The organism is Pseudomonas entomophila L48 (assembly GCF_000026105.1).
GTDB lineage: Bacteria > Pseudomonadota > Gammaproteobacteria > Pseudomonadales > Pseudomonadaceae > Aquipseudomonas > Aquipseudomonas entomophila.
Window position 1 is genome coordinate 5,106,346 of record NC_008027.1, and the last position, 16,598, is coordinate 5,122,943.

Consider the following 16,598-nt stretch of genomic DNA (forward strand, 5'->3'; position numbering starts at 1 on the left):
TAGAATGCAGCTTTCAGAGATTCACACAATTACATCTTGACCACTTGATCAGCAAATCTTGCGCAGCGACCGATCCGCGCAAAAAGGTTTGGTGATAAGCTCGCCGACCATGAATACCTACAGCTCCCGCCCCGTTGTCCTCTGTCTGTCCGGCCACGACCCCAGTGGTGGCGCCGGCCTGCAGGCAGATATCGAAGCCCTGCTCGCCCAGGGCTGTCACGCCGCGCCTGCCGTGACCGCCCTGACCGTGCAGGATACCGTCAACGTTTCCGACTTCCGCGTGCTCGACCGCGAGTGGGTGCTGGCCCAGGCCAACGCCGTGCTGGCCGACTCCACGGTGGCCGCGGTCAAGCTGGGCATGCTCGGTTCGATCGAGATGGTCGACACCGTCGCCGAACTGCTCGCCGCGCACCCGCACCTGCCGCTGGTCTGCGACCCGGTGCTGCGTGCCGGCGGCGGCGGTCGCCTGGGCAAGGACGAGGTCGGCTACGCCCTGCGCGAACGCCTGCTGCCCCTGGCCACCATCGCCACGCCGAACCTGCCGGAAGCGCGCATCCTCGCGGAACTGCCGGACGGCACGGCGGACGAATGCGCCGAGAAACTGCTGCCGTTCTGTAGACACCTGCTGATCACCGGCGGTCACGGTGACGAGAGCGAAATCCACAACCGCCTGTACAGCCGCGACGGCCAGTCGCACACCTGGACCTGCCAGCGCCTGCCGGGCAGCTACCACGGCTCGGGTTGCACCCTGGCCAGCGCCCTGGCCGGTCGCCTGGCCCTCGGCGAGCAGCTGCAAAGCGCCGTGCGCAGTGCCCTGGACTACACCTGGCGCACCCTGCGTGACGCCGAGCAACTGGGCAAGGGCCAGTACGTGCCGCGCCGCCTGCCCCTGGATTTCTGCTCCTGACACGAGGCCACCCGATGACGCTCCGCGGTCTGTATGCCATCACCGACAGCCAGCTGCTCGCCGGCCGTTTCCTCAGCCATGTCGAGGCGGCGCTCGAAGGCGGCGTCTGCCTGCTGCAGTACCGCGACAAGAGCGACGACGCCGGTCGCCGCCTGCGTGAAGCCGAAGGCCTGAAGAAGCTCTGCGAGCGCTATGGCACGCAGCTGATCATCAACGATGACGCCGAACTGGCCGCACGCCTGGGCGTTGGCGTGCACCTGGGCCAGACCGACGGCCCACTGACGCCGGCCCGCGCCCTGCTCGGCCGCCAGGCGATCATCGGTTCCACCTGCCACGCCAGCCTCGAGCTCGCCGAGCAGGCCGCCAGCGAAGGCGCCAGCTATGTCGCCTTCGGCCGCTTCTTCAATTCCGTCACCAAGCCGGGCGCCCCGGCCGCCAGCCTCGAACTGCTGGAGCAGGCCCGTGCCCGCGTGAAACTGCCGATCGCGGTGATCGGCGGCATCACCCTCGACAACGCCGCCCCGCTGGTCGCCCATGGCGCCGACCTGCTGGCGGTGATCCACGGCTTGTTCGGTGCCGACAGCGCGCAGGAAGTCACCCGCCGCGCCCGCGCCTTCAACGCCCTGTTCGCCTCCTGATTTCGAGAGAAGATCCCATGTCCCGTTCCGAAGCACTGTTCGCCCAAGCCCAGAAGCACATCCCCGGTGGCGTCAACTCGCCCGTGCGCGCCTTCAAGAGCGTTGGCGGCACCCCATTGTTCTTCAAGCACGCCGAAGGCGCCTACGTCATCGACGAGGATGACAAGCGCTACGTCGACTACGTCGGTTCCTGGGGCCCGATGATCCTCGGCCACGGCCACCCGGAGGTGCTCGACGCGGTACGCAACCAGTTGCAACACGGCCTGTCGTACGGCGCGCCGACCGCCATGGAAACCGAGATGGCCGACCTGGTCTGCTCGATCGTGCCGTCGATGGAAATGGTGCGCATGGTCAGCTCCGGTACCGAAGCGACCATGAGCGCCATCCGCCTGGCCCGTGGCTACACCGGCCGCGACGCGATCATCAAGTTCGAGGGCTGCTACCACGGCCACTCCGACAGCCTGCTGGTCAAGGCCGGTTCCGGCCTGCTGACACAAGGCGTACCAAGCTCGGCCGGCGTGCCAGCGGACTTCGCCAAGCACACCCTGACGCTGCCGTTCAACGACATCGCCGCGGTCGAGAAAACCCTCGCCGAAGTCGGCCAGACCGTGGCCTGCATCATCGTCGAGCCGGTGGCCGGCAACATGAACTGCGTGCCTCCGGCGCCGGGCTTCCTCGAAGGCCTGCGCGAGCAGTGCGACAAGCATGGCGTGGTACTGATCTTCGATGAAGTGATGACCGGTTTCCGCGTGTCGCTGGGCGGTGCCCAGGGCTACTACGGCATCACCCCGGACCTGTCGACCTTCGGCAAGATCGTCGGTGGCGGCATGCCCGTTGGCTGCTTCGGTGGCAAGCGCGAGATCATGGGCTGCATTGCCCCGCTCGGCCCGGTCTACCAGGCCGGCACCCTGTCGGGCAACCCGCTGGCGATGGCCGCCGGCCTGACCACCCTGAAGCTGATCAGCCGCCCCGGCTTCCATGACGAACTGACAGCCTTCACCAGCCGCATGCTCGACGGCCTGCAGCAACGCGCTGATGCCGCAGGCGTACCGTTCGTCACCACACAGGCAGGCGCCATGTTCGGCCTGTACTTCAGCGGCGCCGACGACATCGTCACCTTCGACGATGTGATGGCCAGCGACGCGGAACGCTTCAAGCGCTTCTTCCACCTGATGCTCGAAGGTGGCGTGTACCTGGCCCCGAGCGCCTTCGAGGCCGGCTTCACCTCCATCGCCCATGGCGACAAGGAGCTGCAGATCACCCTGGATGCGGCCGAGCGCGCCTTCGCCAAGCTCAAATGATCCGAGCCAGTTCGCCGGCAAGCCGGCTCCTACAGCGACCGTAGGAGCCGGCTTGCCGGCGAACAACTCTCTACGCGTAACCCCGTTCACAAACCCACGCTGAAGCCTCTTCTTCTTTCAAGAGGCAGAAATTCGAGTAAATCTTTGTAAGGTTGGCGCTGCTTATCCCATAATGTGCCACCAGAGACATTGGCCGCAGCTTTGCAGAGGTAAGTCGATCCCCATGAACCGCACCGGCCGCGCCCTGACCCTGGGCTGCCTGTTGCTACTTCAGCCCCTGCTGGCCCTGGCGGAGGGCGGTAACTCGTTGCTGATTCCGGCAACGGGCCGCTGCACCCTCAATACCGCGCCCGAGGAGCTTGAGAGCGCCCTGAAGGCCTGCGAGCGGACGGCGGAATCCGGGGATGCCGAAGCGCAGTACGAACTGGGCGAGTTCTACTACAGCGGCACGCCACGCCACCTCGACTTCGCCCTCAAATGGTTCGAAAAAGCCTCGCTGCAAGGCCAGGCCCAGGCGCAGTACCGTCTCGGTTCGATGTTCTTCCATGGCGAAGGCGTCAAGGCCAACAACGTGCAGGCCTACATCCTGCTGAAAATGGCCGCGGTCAACGGGGCGGAGGACGCCCTGGACATGGCCGACGAAGTCACCGAGCAAATGCCCCGCGACGAACTCGAGCACGCCACCCAGGTGCTCGGCCAGATCTTCCGCAAGTACCTGCTCGAATTGCAGAACGCCGAAGGGCGCACGCCCTTTTCGCCGTTGCCCTGAGCCCTCGCCTTCACCCTATCGTCAACTTCCACTGCCACGATACATTGCAGGCGGGCAAACGCCGTTGGTGTCATCGGCCGCCTTGCGACGCAAGGCCCCCTTGACGTGGCACGACCTCTGTAGGAGCGGCTTCAGCCGCGATCACCCGCGAAGCGGGTGCCAGCCCCCGCGGCGCCTGCATCGCGGCTAAAGCCGCTCCTACAAAGGGCGGCGCAAGCAGGCCTGAATGCGAAGGCGCCCGCGCAGGACCACACCCCTTGATCGTTTCAGTGCTTTCGCCACTGCCATTCAAGGGTTATTCTTGAGTTCACATCCATCGCCGTCGAGCGGCTAAAAACGACCTTGAACGCACCCATACAACCCCATCGTTTCATCCTCGAACCCTTCGAGGCCCACCGTTTCGCCAACCTGTGCGGCCAGTTCGACGAGCACCTGCGCCTGATCGAACAACGCCTGGCCATCGAGATCCGCAACCGCGGCAATCAATTCGAGCTGATCGGCGAACCCAAGACCACTTCCGCAGCTGAACAGCTGTTGCGCCGTCTCTACCGCGAGACCAAGGCCAACGATCTGTCGCCGGAAACCGTCCACCTCTATCTCCAGGAGTCGGCCGTCGAACACATCGACAACCCGGCCGTCAACGAGGTCGGCGTCACGCTGCGCACGCGCAAGGGCAACATTCGCCCGCGCGGGCTCAACCAGCAGCGCTACGTCAAGGAAATCCTGGCCAACGACATCAACTTCGGCATCGGCCCGGCCGGTACCGGCAAGACGTACCTGGCGGTCGCCTGCGCCGTCGACGCCCTGGAGCGCGAACAGGTGCGCCGCATCCTGCTGGTGCGTCCGGCGGTCGAGGCCGGCGAGAAGCTCGGTTTCCTGCCCGGCGACCTGGCACAGAAAATCGACCCGTATCTGCGCCCGCTCTACGACGCACTCTACGAAATGCTCGGCTTCGAACACGTGGCCAAGCTGATCGAGCGCCAGGTGATCGAGATCGCGCCGCTGGCGTACATGCGCGGCCGCACGCTCAACAACAGCTTCATCATTCTCGACGAAAGCCAGAACACCACCCTCGAGCAGATGAAGATGTTCCTCACCCGCATCGGCTTCGGCTCGACCGCGGTGATCACTGGCGACATCACCCAGGTCGACCTGCCACGCGGCACCAAATCGGGCCTGGCCCACGTGATCGAGGTGCTCAAGGACGTGCCGGGCATCAGCTTCACCCATTTCCAACCCAAGGACGTGGTGCGCCACCCATTGGTGCAGCGTATCGTCGAAGCCTACGACCGCTTCGAAGCCCGTCAGTCGAAGCCCGAGGCCACCGGCAAAGATGCTTGAACTCGACCTGCAACGGGCCACGGACGCCGCTGCCCCCGATGACGCCGCCTTCCGCCGCTGGTGCGAGCTGGCCCTGCGCCAGCGCACAGCCGACTCGGAGATGACCATCCGCCTGGTCGACGAAGCCGAAGGCCGCGAGCTGAACCACACTTACCGGCACAAGGACTACGCGACGAACGTGCTGTCCTTCCCCGCCGACGTCCCCGACGACCTGCTCGACATCCCGCTGCTGGGTGACCTGGTGATCTGCGTGCCGGTGGTCGAGCGCGAAGCCCGGGAACAGGGCAAGGCGCTCGAGGCGCACTGGGCGCACCTGGTCATCCACGGTTGCCTGCACCTGCTCGGCTACGACCACATCGAAGACGATGAGGCCGAGGAGATGGAAGCGCTGGAACGAGAATTGCTGGCGGAACTGGGTCACCCGGACCCCTACGCCGACGACGAAACCGATTCAATCACACACTGAACACTGCAAGGATCACGAGTAACCGCCATGAGCGAAGATCGATCGAGCAACGGGCAAAAGTCCTGGCTGGGTAAGCTGACCCAGGCTTTTGCCCATGAGCCGAAAAACCGCCAGGAGCTCCTCGAGCTGCTGCGCGAAGCCCATCAGAACAAGCTGCTCGACAGCGAAGCGCTGACCATCGTCGAAGGCGCCATCCAGGTCGCCGACCTGCAGGTACGCGACATCATGGTGCCGCGCTCGCAGATGATCAGCATCAAGGCCAGCCAGTCGCCACGCGAATTCCTGCCGGCGGTGATCGACGCCGCGCACTCGCGCTACCCGGTGATCGGCGAGAGCCACGACGATGTGCTCGGCATCCTGCTCGCCAAGGACCTGCTGCCACTCATCCTCAAAGAGAACGGTGACAGCTTCAACATCAAGGACCTGCTGCGCCCAGCCACCTTCGTGCCCGAGTCGAAGCGCCTGAACGTGCTGCTGCGCGAGTTCCGCGCCAACCACAACCACATGGCCATCGTCATCGACGAATACGGCGGCGTGGCGGGCCTGGTCACCATCGAAGACGTGCTCGAGCAGATCGTCGGCGACATCGAGGACGAACACGATGTCGAGGAAGACAGCTACATCAAGCCACTGCCCAGCGGCGACTTCCTGATCAAGGCGCTCACGCCCATCGAGAATTTCAACGCGTTCTTCGACAGCACCTTCTCCGATGACGAGTTCGACACCGTCGGCGGCTTGGTCATGAGTGCCTTTGGCCACCTGCCCAAGCGTAACGAAACCACCGAGATCGGCAGCTACCGTTTCCGTGTTCTCAACGCCGACAGTCGCCGGATACACTTGCTGCGCCTGACACCGATCACCCGCTAAGGAACGACATGCGCTGGATCACCCGCCCCGGCTGGCCCGGTAACCTGCTGGCCCTGGCGGCCGGCGCCTCCACCCTCCTGGCCCTGGCGCCTTTCGACATCTGGCCGCTGGCCCTGCTGTCCCTGGCCCTGTTCTACGCAGGCCTGCGCGAGCTGAGCCCGCGTCAGGCCCTGGGCCGTGGCTGGTGCTTCGGCTTCGGCCTGTACGGCGCCGGCACCTGGTGGATCTACGTCAGCATGAACACTTACGGCGGCGCCTCGCCGCTGTTGGCGATCGCCTTGCTGGTAGCGTTCTTCGCCTGCCTGGCGTTCTTCTTCGCCCTGCCCGCCTGGCTCTGGGCGCGCTGGCTGCGCCGCGACGAAGCACCATTGGCCGACGCCTTGTGCTTCGCCGCCCTGTGGCTGTTGCAAGAGGCCTTCCGCGGCTGGTTCCTCACCGGCTTTCCCTGGCTCTACGCCGGCTACAGCCAGCTCGACGGCCCACTTGCCGGCCTCGCCCCGCTGGGCGGTGTATGGCTGATTTCCTTCGCCCTGGCGCTGACCGCCGCCCTGCTGTGCAACCTCCATCGCCTGCGCGAACGCCGTTCGTTCCTGGCTGTGGGTGTGCTGTTGCTGGCGACGCCCTGGATTATCGGCCTGGCCCTCAAGGACCACGCCTGGACCAAGCCAGCGGGCGACCCGCTGAAGGTCGCCGCCCTGCAAGGCAATGTGGAACAGGACCTGAAATGGGACCCCGCCCACGTCAACGCGCAACTGGCGCTGTACCGCGACATGAGCTTCAGCTCGAAACCCGTCGATTTGCTGGTCTGGCCGGAAACCGCGGTGCCCGTGCTCAAGGACCAGGCCCAGGGCTACATCGACATGATGGGTGGCTTTGCCGCCGACCGGCATTCGGCGCTGATCACCGGTGTGCCGGTGCGCCAGGAAGTGCGCCACCAGCGCCGCTACTTCAACGGCGTCACCGTAACCGGTGAAGGCGACGGCACCTACCTCAAGCAGAAGCTGGTGCCGTTTGGTGAGTACGTGCCATTGCAAGACATGCTGCGCGGGCTGATCGAGTTCTTCAACCTGCCGATGTCGGACTTCGCTCGCGGCCCTGAGGACCAGCCACTGCTGCAGGCCAAGGGCTACCAGATCGCCCCGTACATCTGCTACGAAGTGGTCTACCCGGAATTCGCCGCCAGCCTGGCGGCGCGCAGCGACCTGCTGCTGACCATCAGCAACGACACTTGGTTCGGCACGTCGATCGGCCCGCTGCAGCACTTGCAGATGGCCCAGATGCGCGCGCTTGAGGCCGGTCGCTGGATGATCCGCGCCACCAACAACGGCGTGACCGCGCTGATCGACCCATTCGGCCGGATCACCGCGCAAGTGCCGCAGTTTCAGCGGGCGGTGCTGTATGGCGAGGTGGTGCCGATGCAGCAACTGACGCCCTACCTGCAATGGCGTTCGTGGCCGCTGGCGATCGTCTGCACCTTGTTGCTGGGTTGGGCCTTGCTGGCCGGGCGAATCGCTAAAACAGTCTGAACGGCGAAGCCCTTGTAGGAGCGGCTTTAGCCGCGATGCAGGCACCACGGTGCCTGGCACCCGCTTAGCGGGTGATCGCGGCTGAAGCCGCTCCTACAGGGATCGCGTACGCCAGGCATCAGTAGAACACCCGATACCCCAGCAACCCCACCGCCTCGTTCAACAACTGCCCGCTCTGCCACATCGCCCGCCCTTCCGGCAGCAGCCCGCCAAACGGCCGCGCATGCTCCCGGCCGAGGAAGCCCACCGGCGCCGGCACCACTTCAAACCCGGCCCGCTCGAAGCTCCAGCGCGAACGCTGCATATGCCAGGCCTGGGTCACCACCACCACACGACGAATACCCAGCGGTTGCAACAGCTTCGCCGTGAAGTCGGCATTCTCCCAGGTGGTACGGCTGGCCTCTTCCTTCCAGGTGACCCTCACCCCGAAATCGGCCTCCAGCCGATCCGCCATCAATTGCGCCTCACTGGGCGGCGTGCCGTAGTGCAGACCGCCACTGGTCAACACCGGCAGTCCGGAAGCCTTGGCCAACTGGGCGGCGAAACGCATGCGCTCCAGCGCGACGTAGGTCGGCTGGTCCGAGCCGCCCCAGGCCGGATCACCCCGCTCACGCCCGGCACCAAGGACCACAATGGCATCGGCCTTGGTCGCCAGGTCCTTCCAACTGGCCAGTTCAAGGGGCGGTTCGGTCTCCAGCGCCCGCGCAGCCTGCTCCACCACCAGCGGCAGGCTCATCAGCCACACCCCCCCCAATCCAACGGTGAAACAGAAAGCCGCCAGGCGCGGCCGCCGTCGTCGCCACCACCAAGCGGCCAGCAGCAGGAGCAGGAGCAGGCCCGGGGGCATCAACCATTGTTTGATGAAAAAGCGAATCGGCATGACATACCTCCATGGAAGGCATGCAGCCTAAGAGGATCGGCGCCGGGCCTCAAGGGCGACCGGCACCGATCGGAGCGTGTGTAACGAAGAACCGGCGCGTTGCCCTGCGCCTGCAACCCTGAACGGCTATCGGGACGGCAGCGTCCTGGATCTGGCTGGAGCGGTTGAACGCTTTCTATCCTTGAGCCAGATGATCCTGGCCGTGGACTGTTCCGGCTGCGTATACGCACCGGCGCTGGCATGACGGCTTTCCGGGAGGGATTCCAGGTAGGCCTTGATCACCTCGAACTCGGCGTGGCTCAGGCCGCGCAATTCCAGTTCGGTGGGCATCTCATCGCGCAATCGTACCGAAGTCCTGGCGATTTCCAGTGCCAGGCCCAGCCGGTCGATCAGGCGCTCGTACAGCTCCGGTTTGTTTGCAGGTAGTTGCGACTCTCCCATCCGTTCACCTCATTGAAGGTAAGAATATCTCCCCCCACAAAAGAGCTTAGCGTCGCTGGCAAAAGCGGCCGTCCGTCACGACCAACGGCCCGCGCGGCGCGCGATGCAAACTGGGTTTCCCACGACGCGCGGCGCTCATGTATGCTACGGCGTTCACTCTATTACGACACCGGAGTGCCGGACGCAGCGAGGTCGCGCTGCCTGGAACATGTCTCTTATCTCTCAATACAAAGTAGCCATGCACGAACAATACACACCCCGTGATGTAGAAGCCGCCGCCCAGAATGCCTGGGACGAGCAACAATCGTTCGCTGTTACCGAACAGCCAGGCAAAGAGACTTACTACTGCCTATCGATGTTCCCGTACCCGAGCGGCAAGCTACACATGGGCCACGTGCGCAACTACACCATCGGCGACGTGATTGCCCGCTACCAGCGCATGCTCGGCAAGAACGTCCTGCAACCGATGGGTTGGGACGCCTTCGGCATGCCGGCGGAAAACGCCGCGATGAAGAACAACGTCGCCCCGGCCAAGTGGACCTACGAAAACATCGACTACATGAAGACCCAGCTCAAGAGCCTGGGCCTGGCCATCGATTGGTCCCGTGAGGTCACCACCTGCAAGCCGGACTACTACCGCTGGGAACAGTGGCTGTTCACCCGCCTGTTCGAAAAAGGCGTCATCTACCGCAAGAACGGCACCGTCAACTGGGACCCTGCCGACCAGACCGTGCTGGCCAACGAGCAAGTCATCGACGGCCGTGGCTGGCGCTCGGGCGCGCTGATCGAGAAGCGCGAGATCCCGATGTACTACTTCCGCATCACCGACTACGCCGACGAGCTGCTGGAAAGCCTCGACGAGCTGCCGGGCTGGCCCGAGCAGGTCAAGACGATGCAGCGCAACTGGATCGGCAAGTCGCGCGGCATGGAAGTGCAGTTCCCGTACGACCAGGCCAGCATTGGCCATGAAGGCACCCTGAAGGTCTTCACCACCCGTCCAGACACGCTGATGGGCGCTACCTACGTGGCCGTCGCCGCCGAGCACCCGCTGGCCACCCAGGCCGCCCAGGGCAACGCGGCGCTGCAGGCGTTCATCGACGAGTGCAAGAGCGGCAGCGTCGCCGAGGCCGACATGGCCACGCAGGAGAAGAAGGGCATGGCCACTTCCCTGTTCGTCGAGCACCCGCTGACCGGTGAGAAGCTGCCGGTGTGGGTCGCCAACTACGTGCTGATGCACTACGGCGATGGCGCCGTAATGGCCGTACCGGCCCACGACGAGCGCGACTTCGAGTTCGCCCACAAGTACAACCTGCCGGTCAAGGCCGTGGTGCGCACCAGCGCCGGTGACGACGTTGGCAGCGAATGGCTGGCCGCCTACGGCGAGCATGGCCAACTGATCAACTCCGGCGAGTTCGACGGCCTGGACTTCCAGGGCGCCTTCGACGCCATCGAAGCCGCGCTGATCCGCAAGGACCTCGGCAAGTCGCGCACTCAGTTCCGCCTGCGCGACTGGGGCATCAGCCGCCAGCGCTACTGGGGCTGCCCGATCCCGATTATCCACTGCCCGTCCTGCGGCGACGTGCCGGTGCCGGAAGACCAACTGCCGGTGACGCTGCCAGAGAACGTGGTGCCGGACGGCGCCGGTTCGCCACTGGCGCGCATGCCTGAGTTCTACGAATGCACCTGCCCGAAATGCGGCACGGCGGCCAAGCGCGAAACCGACACCATGGACACCTTCGTCGAGTCGTCCTGGTACTTCGCCCGCTACGCCTCCCCTAACTATGACAAGGGCCTGGTCGACCCGAAAGCCGCCAACCACTGGCTGCCCGTAGACCAGTACATCGGCGGTATCGAGCACGCCATCCTGCACCTGCTGTACGCGCGCTTCTTCCACAAGCTGATGCGTGACGAAGGCCTGGTCACCTCGAACGAGCCGTTCAAGAACCTGCTCACCCAAGGCATGGTCGTCGCCGAAACGTACTACCGTGTCGCCAGCAACGGCGGCAAGGACTGGTTCAACCCGGCCGACGTCGAGATCGAGCGCGACGCGAAAGCCAAGATCATTGGCGCGCGCCTGAAGACCGACGGCCTGCCGGTGGAAATCGGCGGCACCGAAAAGATGTCGAAGTCGAAGAACAACGGCGTCGATCCGCAATCGATGATCGAGCAATACGGCGCTGATACCTGCCGCCTGTTCATGATGTTCGCCTCGCCGCCCGACATGAGCCTGGAGTGGTCCGACTCTGGCGTCGAGGGTGCCAGCCGCTTCCTGCGTCGCGTCTGGCGCCTGGCCCAGGCCCACGTGGCACAGGGCCTGCCGGGCCAGCTGGACATCGCCGCCCTGAGCGACGAGCAGAAAGTCATCCGCCGCGCCATCCACGCCGCGATCAAGCAAGCCAGCACCGACGTGGGCCAGTTCCATAAGTTCAACACCGCCATCGCCCAGGTGATGACCGTGATGAACGTGCTGGAGAAGGCCCCGCAGGTCACCGCCCAGGATCGCGCCCTGCTGCAGGAAGGCCTTGAGGCCGTCACCCTGCTGCTGGCGCCGATCACCCCGCACATTTCGCACGAACTGTGGAAGCAGTTGGGCCATGAGCAGGCAGTGATCGACGCGACCTGGCCGAGCGTCGACGAAAGCGCCCTGGTGCAGGACACCGTGACGCTGGTGGTGCAGGTCAACGGCAAGCTGCGTGGCCAGGTGGAAATGCCTGCCGCCGCCAGCCGTGAAGAGATTGAAGCCGCCGCCCGCAACAACGAGAACGTCCTGCGATTCACCGATGGCCTGACCATCCGCAAGGTCATCGTGGTACCGGGCAAGCTGGTCAACATCGTCGCCAATTGATGGCAACGCCCACCCGCACGGGTGGGCGTATTCGGCCCACGAGGGAGCTACAACATGATCAAACGCAATCTGCTGGTAATGGGCCTGGCCGTACTGCTCAGCGCCTGCGGTTTCCAGCTGCGCGGCACTGGCACCACCGAACTGACCATCAAGGAACTGGACCTCGGCGCCCGTAACGCTTACGGCGACACGGTCAAGCAACTGCGCACCACGCTGCAGAACAGCGGCGTGAAGGTCTACAGCGGCGCGCCTTACAAGCTCGTGCTCACCAACGAGCAGGAAACCCAGCGCGCGGCAACCTACACCGGCGGCTCCCGCTCGGCGGAATACGAGCTGACCACCGTGCTCAACTACACGATCCAAGGTCAGAACGACAGCGTTCTGCTGGAAGACAAGCTGCAAGTGCAGAAGTACTACGTGTACGACGGCAACAACATCACCGGCTCCGGCCAGGAAGCCACCCAAGTTCGCAGCGAAATCCGCCGCGACCTGGTCCAGGGCATGATGGTACGCCTGCAGCAACTGACCCCGGCCCGCCTCGACGACCTGCAACGCAAGGCCGACGAGCGCGCCCAGGCCGAAGCACGCGCCCTGCAGGAAGCGCAACGCATCCAGGACGAGACACCCCAGCAATCGCCGCTGGAAATCCCGGCCAACTGAGCCTGAACGGGGCACCTGAGGTGCCCCGCCTCTTTCTATGAAACTGTCCCCCGCCCAACTCAACAAGCACCTGCAAGGCCAGCTTGCGCCTGTATACATCGTCAGCGGTGACGACCCGCTGCTGTGCCAGGAAGCCGCCGACGCCATTCGTGGCGCAGCACGCCAGCAGGGCTTCGATGAACGCCAGGTGTTCAGCGCCGACGCCAACTTCGACTGGGGCAACCTGCTTCAGGCCGGTGCCAGCCTGTCGTTGTTCGCCCAGCGTCGCCTGCTGGAGCTGCGCCTGCCCTCCGGCAAACCCGGTGACAAAGGCGCCGCCGCGCTGATGGAATATTGCGCCAGGCCTGCCGAGGACACGCTATTACTGATCAGCCTGCCCAAGCTCGATGGCAGCGCGCAGAAAACCAAGTGGGGCAAGGCGCTGATAGAAGGCGAGCACTGCCAGTTCGTGCAGATCTGGCCGGTGGATGCGCAACAACTGCCGCAGTGGATCAACCAGCGCCTGTCGCAGGCCGGCCTGTCGGCCCAACGTGATGCGGTCGACCTGATCGCCGCACGGGTGGAGGGCAACCTGCTGGCTGCCGCCCAGGAAATCGAGAAGCTCAAGCTGCTCGCCGAAGGCAACCAGATCACCGTCGAGACCGTCCAGGCCGCCGTCGCCGACAGCGCCCGCTTCGATGTCTTCGGCTTGGTCGATGCCATTCTCAACGGTGAAGCGGCCCACGCCCTGCGCATGCTCGAAGGCCTGCGTGGCGAGGGGGTCGAGCCGCCGGTCATACTCTGGGCGTTGGCCCGTGAGTTGCGCCTGCTGGCTGGGCTGGCCCTGCAATTCAGCCAAGGTGTACCGCTGGACAAAGCCTTCAGCCAGGCCCGGCCACCCGTGTGGGACAAACGTCGCCCACTGGTGAGCAAAGCCCTGCAACGCCTTTCGGCACAGCGCTGGGCCATGCTGCTGCAGGATGCCCAGCGCATCGATGCGCAGATCAAGGGGCAAGCCGAAGGGTCACCCTGGACCGGCCTGACCCGGCTGTCGCTGCTGATGGCAGGGCAACGCCTGACCCTCCCGTCCGAGTAGGAGCGGCTTCAGCCGCGATCACCCGCAAAGCGGGTGCCAGATGCCGCGTCGCCTGCATCGCGGCTGAAGCCGCTCCTACAGAGACCGCGCCGCCCTCAAGATCATCGCCGCCGGCTTTGCCGGCGAACAGCTTTCAAACCATAAACACAATCAATTGGCTCTCCTCTGCCCAAACGCCTAAAGTCCACCACGAAATCCACCCTGACCGGGAACCCACCATGAGCAAGAAACCCAAGAAGCACGGTCCCAACAAAGCCAAGTCGATCATCGCCCAACCGCTGTTCCGCTGCCGACAGGAACAACCGAACAAGGGCAAAGGCAGCTACCGCCGCGAAGCCTTCCAATCGAGAGATTGGGAGGCTTCTTGCTTTATGGCCGCCTGAAAGGGCATGAAAGGCGCAGGCATGGTATGGTCGGCACCTGACCTGCAATTCTGGATCTGTGCATGCCCTCTCGTCTCACTCTACGCTGGCAACCACGCCAGCTGATCGCTGCCACCAGCTTCATCCTGCTCGTCGCCTGCGCGGAGAAACCCACCGCCGCGGACGCCCTGCCGCTGGCACCTGCCCAGCCCGCCCCGGTCGTCACCCTGCCCAGCACCACCCCTGAAGTCAGCACCGAAATCCAGCCGTTGCAGACCTTCGCCCAATGGCAGGCAGGCTTCCGCCAGCAAGCCCTGCAGGCAGGCATCAGCCCCAGCCTGTTCGACCGCGCCTTCCTCGGCGTCACGCCAGACATGGATGTGATCAAGGCCGACCGCAGCCAACCCGAGTTCACCCGCCCGGTCTGGGAGTATCTCGACGGTGCCTTGTCGCCCCTGCGCGTGCGCAACGGCAAGAAGCTGCTGGAGCAGAACAGCGAACTGCTGAGCCGTATCGAACAGCGCTACGGCGTCGACCGCCAGGTGCTGGTCTCGGTCTGGGGCATGGAGAGCAACTTCGGCCAGTTCCAGGGCAGCAAGTCGGTGATCCGCTCGCTGGCCACCCTCGCCTACGAAGGCCGTCGCCCGCAGTTCGCCCAGGACCAGCTGATCGCCGCCCTGCAGATCCTGCAGAACGGCGATATCCAGCCCGACGCCATGCGTGGCTCCTGGGCCGGCGCCATGGGCCAGACCCAGTTCATCCCGACCACCTACCTGACTCACGCCGTGGACTTCGACGGCGATGGTCGCCGCGACATCTGGAACAGCACCGCCGACGCCCTGGCGTCCACCGCCCACTACCTTCAAGCTTCCGGCTGGAAGCGTGGCCAGCCTTGGGGCTTCGAGGTGCAGGTGCCGGCCGGCTTCGACTTCTGGCTGGCCGACGGCAGCCAGCGCAAGAGCGTCAGCGAGTGGCTGCAACTGGGCGTGACCTTGCCAGCTGGCACCCAACTGCCCGCAGGCAGCAGCCAGCTCTCCGCCGCGCTGCTGTTGCCGGCTGGCGCCCGCGGCCCGGCCTTCCTGGTGCTGGACAACTTCCGCGCCATCCTCAAGTACAACAACTCGTCGTCGTATGCGTTGGCGGTGAGCCTGCTGGGGGATCGTTTCTACGGTTGGGGCTTTATCGCAGGCAGCTGGCCCAAGGACGACCTGCCCCTGAGCCGTAGCGAGCGTATCGAGCTGCAGACGCTGCTCAATGCCAATGGGCACGAGGCGGGCAATGCCGATGGCATCATCGGTGCCAATACCCGCAAGGCCATCCGCAACGCGCAGCAGGCGCAGGGCTGGCCGGCGGATGGGTATCCGACGCACAAGCTGCTCGATAGCCTGCGTCGTTGAGACCTGTTCGCCGGCAAGCCGGCTCCTACAGGCCTGCGCCGATCTAAGGACTTGCGCTGTACCTGTAGGAGCCGGCCTTGCCGGCGATGGGCCGCAACGCGGCCCCGACCACTTCAAGCCTTGAACAATCCCTGCTCCAGCACCACCCTCTGCTGGCCGGCATCCAGCTGCACCCTCGCCCCCAGCGGCAGGCACACGTTCGGATTGCAATGCCCACTGCGCCACCCCGCCAACACCGGCACCCCAAGCGGCCCGAAGATATCCAGCAGCAGCGGCGTCAATGAAGCGACCGTAATCCCCGCAAAATCCCCCACCAGCACACCTCGCACGCCCTCCAGCTTGCCCGCCAGGCGCAGCTGGGTCAGCAGGCGGTCCACCCGATAAAGCGGCTCGTTGACATCCTCGATGAACAGAATGCTGTCGCGGGTATCAATCTCCGCCAGCGAGCCCATCGTGGCGCCCAGCATCGACAGGTTGCCCCCCATCAGGCGCCCGGAGGCCACTCCAGGTACCACAGTGGTAAGCGGGAAGGCGGCAGGATGGCCAATCTCATCCCCCTTCCCCAACTGCCCGCCCAACTGTTCGAACAGCGAACCCACGGTTGGCTCGAGCTTGTCACCCAGCAGGTCGGCATTGAGCATCGCCCCGTGGAACGTGACCAGGCCTGAATACCGGTTGATGGCCGTGTGCAAGGCGGTGATATCGCTGTAGCCGATCAACGGCTTGGGATGGCGGCGAATCAGCTCGAGATCGAGGGCATCAAGCAGACGCATGCTGCCATAGCCACCCCGCATGCAGAGGATCGCGTCGATGCCGGGGTCGCGAAAGGCATCGTGCAGGTCCTGGAGACGCTGCTGGTCGCTGCCCGCCAGGTAACCATCCGCCTGGCTTACCCCGGGATAGAGACGGCAACGGTATCCCCGCCGCTCGAACCACTGACGGGCCTTGTCAGCATCCACCCTGGCCGGCCCCGCCGGCGCGACGATGGCGAAGCAGGCATTGTCGGGCAATGCCTTGGGCAACAGGGATTCAACAGTCTCCACACAATTCATCGCGCCACTCCTTGCAGCTTGTCGCTTGAAACTTGCAGCTAAAAAAAAGCCGATGCCGCCTTACGGCGTGC

16 protein-coding genes are annotated in these 16,598 nt (G+C 64.8%); 13 read left to right on the top strand and 3 right to left on the bottom strand.

What is annotated here, in order from left to right; genetic code table 11:
- Nucleotides 1–109: 109 nt before the first annotated feature.
- From PSEEN_RS22215 to lnt, 8 genes are all read left to right on the top strand, one after another.
- Nucleotides 110–907, top strand: coding sequence for a hydroxymethylpyrimidine/phosphomethylpyrimidine kinase (locus PSEEN_RS22215; protein ID WP_011535821.1), 798 nt, complete (start codon nucleotides 110–112; stop codon nucleotides 905–907).
- A 14-nt stretch (nucleotides 908–921) separates the two neighbouring features.
- Nucleotides 922–1,545 (top strand): thiamine phosphate synthase, encoded by a 624-nt coding sequence (gene thiE / locus PSEEN_RS22220; protein ID WP_011535822.1) that lies wholly within the window; start codon nucleotides 922–924, stop codon nucleotides 1,543–1,545.
- Nucleotides 1,546–1,562: 17 nt separating this feature from the next.
- Complete coding sequence (hemL, locus tag PSEEN_RS22225; protein WP_011535823.1) at nucleotides 1,563–2,846, top strand: glutamate-1-semialdehyde 2,1-aminomutase; 1,284 nt, start codon at nucleotides 1,563–1,565, stop codon at nucleotides 2,844–2,846.
- Nucleotides 2,847–3,069: 223 nt separating this feature from the next.
- Nucleotides 3,070–3,615 carry a tetratricopeptide repeat protein gene (locus tag PSEEN_RS22230; RefSeq protein WP_011535824.1) on the top strand — a complete coding sequence of 182 codons (546 nt, stop codon included), beginning with the start codon at nucleotides 3,070–3,072 and terminating at the stop codon, nucleotides 3,613–3,615.
- A gap of 342 nt (nucleotides 3,616–3,957) precedes the next feature.
- A complete protein-coding gene (locus PSEEN_RS22235; RefSeq protein ID WP_011535825.1) occupies nucleotides 3,958–4,956 on the top strand; it encodes a PhoH family protein in 999 nt (332 codons plus the stop codon).
- Complete coding sequence (ybeY, locus tag PSEEN_RS22240) at nucleotides 4,949–5,422, top strand: rRNA maturation RNase YbeY (protein ID WP_011535826.1); 474 nt, start codon at nucleotides 4,949–4,951, stop codon at nucleotides 5,420–5,422. The genes PSEEN_RS22235 and ybeY overlap by 8 nt, the downstream gene beginning before the upstream one ends.
- A gap of 27 nt (nucleotides 5,423–5,449) precedes the next feature.
- A complete protein-coding gene (locus PSEEN_RS22245) occupies nucleotides 5,450–6,289 on the top strand; it encodes an HlyC/CorC family transporter (protein WP_011535827.1) in 840 nt (279 codons plus the stop codon).
- An 8-nt stretch (nucleotides 6,290–6,297) separates the two neighbouring features.
- Nucleotides 6,298–7,815 carry an apolipoprotein N-acyltransferase gene (lnt, locus tag PSEEN_RS22250; RefSeq protein ID WP_011535828.1) on the top strand — a complete coding sequence of 506 codons (1,518 nt, stop codon included), beginning with the start codon at nucleotides 6,298–6,300 and terminating at the stop codon, nucleotides 7,813–7,815.
- A 118-nt stretch (nucleotides 7,816–7,933) separates the two neighbouring features.
- On the opposite strand, the gene PSEEN_RS22255 is transcribed toward lnt, so the two are convergent.
- Nucleotides 7,934–8,695, bottom strand: coding sequence for a YdcF family protein (locus PSEEN_RS22255; RefSeq protein WP_011535829.1), 762 nt, complete (start codon nucleotides 8,693–8,695; stop codon nucleotides 7,934–7,936).
- Between the two features lie 126 nt (nucleotides 8,696–8,821).
- Nucleotides 8,822–9,136 (bottom strand): hypothetical protein, encoded by a 315-nt coding sequence (locus tag PSEEN_RS22260; protein ID WP_011535830.1) that lies wholly within the window; start codon nucleotides 9,134–9,136, stop codon nucleotides 8,822–8,824.
- Nucleotides 9,137–9,374: 238 nt separating this feature from the next.
- Here PSEEN_RS22260 and leuS point away from each other — a divergent pair, with 238 nt between their 5' ends.
- The 5 genes from leuS (at nucleotide 9,375) to PSEEN_RS22285 (ending at nucleotide 15,475) form a co-directional block, all read left to right on the top strand.
- On the top strand, nucleotides 9,375–11,981 hold the full coding sequence (gene leuS, locus PSEEN_RS22265; protein WP_011535831.1) for a leucine--tRNA ligase: 2,607 nt from the start codon (nucleotides 9,375–9,377) through the stop codon (nucleotides 11,979–11,981).
- Nucleotides 11,982–12,035: 54 nt separating this feature from the next.
- Complete coding sequence (locus PSEEN_RS22270; protein ID WP_011535832.1) at nucleotides 12,036–12,641, top strand: LPS-assembly lipoprotein LptE; 606 nt, start codon at nucleotides 12,036–12,038, stop codon at nucleotides 12,639–12,641.
- 37 nt (nucleotides 12,642–12,678) lie between these two features.
- Nucleotides 12,679–13,716, top strand: coding sequence for a DNA polymerase III subunit delta (holA, locus tag PSEEN_RS22275; RefSeq protein ID WP_011535833.1), 1,038 nt, complete (start codon nucleotides 12,679–12,681; stop codon nucleotides 13,714–13,716).
- A gap of 218 nt (nucleotides 13,717–13,934) precedes the next feature.
- Nucleotides 13,935–14,099: an alternative ribosome rescue factor ArfA gene (gene arfA, locus PSEEN_RS22280; RefSeq protein ID WP_011535834.1), complete on the top strand. Its 165-nt coding sequence runs from the start codon at nucleotides 13,935–13,937 to the stop codon at nucleotides 14,097–14,099.
- 62 nt (nucleotides 14,100–14,161) lie between these two features.
- The gene (locus PSEEN_RS22285) at nucleotides 14,162–15,475 is read left to right on the top strand and encodes a lytic murein transglycosylase (protein WP_011535835.1); all 1,314 of its coding nucleotides are present in this window, start codon (nucleotides 14,162–14,164) and stop codon (nucleotides 15,473–15,475) included.
- A gap of 113 nt (nucleotides 15,476–15,588) precedes the next feature.
- On the opposite strand, the gene PSEEN_RS22290 is transcribed toward PSEEN_RS22285, so the two are convergent.
- A complete protein-coding gene (locus tag PSEEN_RS22290; protein WP_011535836.1) occupies nucleotides 15,589–16,527 on the bottom strand; it encodes a S66 peptidase family protein in 939 nt (312 codons plus the stop codon).
- Nucleotides 16,528–16,598 lie beyond the last annotated feature (71 nt).

Excerpts from the sequence above, each read along its gene's own strand:
- lnt (WP_011535828.1), top strand. The coding sequence starts at position 6,298 with ATGCGCTGGATCACCCGCCCCGGCTGGCCCGGTAACCTGCTGGCCCTG.
- holA (WP_011535833.1), top strand. The coding sequence starts at position 12,679 with ATGAAACTGTCCCCCGCCCAACTCAACAAGCACCTGCAAGGCCAGCTT.
- PSEEN_RS22255 (WP_011535829.1), bottom strand. The coding sequence starts at position 8,695 with ATGCCGATTCGCTTTTTCATCAAACAATGGTTGATGCCCCCGGGCCTG.
- PSEEN_RS22260 (WP_011535830.1), bottom strand. The coding sequence starts at position 9,136 with ATGGGAGAGTCGCAACTACCTGCAAACAAACCGGAGCTGTACGAGCGC.
- thiE (WP_011535822.1), top strand. The coding sequence starts at position 922 with ATGACGCTCCGCGGTCTGTATGCCATCACCGACAGCCAGCTGCTCGCC.
- hemL (WP_011535823.1), top strand. The coding sequence starts at position 1,563 with ATGTCCCGTTCCGAAGCACTGTTCGCCCAAGCCCAGAAGCACATCCCC.
- PSEEN_RS22290 (WP_011535836.1), bottom strand. The coding sequence starts at position 16,527 with ATGAATTGTGTGGAGACTGTTGAATCCCTGTTGCCCAAGGCATTGCCC.
- leuS (WP_011535831.1), top strand. The coding sequence starts at position 9,375 with ATGCACGAACAATACACACCCCGTGATGTAGAAGCCGCCGCCCAGAAT.
- ybeY (WP_011535826.1), top strand. The coding sequence starts at position 4,949 with ATGCTTGAACTCGACCTGCAACGGGCCACGGACGCCGCTGCCCCCGAT.
- PSEEN_RS22270 (WP_011535832.1), top strand. The coding sequence starts at position 12,036 with ATGATCAAACGCAATCTGCTGGTAATGGGCCTGGCCGTACTGCTCAGC.
- PSEEN_RS22245 (WP_011535827.1), top strand. The coding sequence starts at position 5,450 with ATGAGCGAAGATCGATCGAGCAACGGGCAAAAGTCCTGGCTGGGTAAG.
- PSEEN_RS22285 (WP_011535835.1), top strand. The coding sequence starts at position 14,162 with ATGCCCTCTCGTCTCACTCTACGCTGGCAACCACGCCAGCTGATCGCT.
- PSEEN_RS22215 (WP_011535821.1), top strand. The coding sequence starts at position 110 with ATGAATACCTACAGCTCCCGCCCCGTTGTCCTCTGTCTGTCCGGCCAC.
- arfA (WP_011535834.1), top strand. The coding sequence starts at position 13,935 with ATGAGCAAGAAACCCAAGAAGCACGGTCCCAACAAAGCCAAGTCGATC.
- PSEEN_RS22230 (WP_011535824.1), top strand. The coding sequence starts at position 3,070 with ATGAACCGCACCGGCCGCGCCCTGACCCTGGGCTGCCTGTTGCTACTT.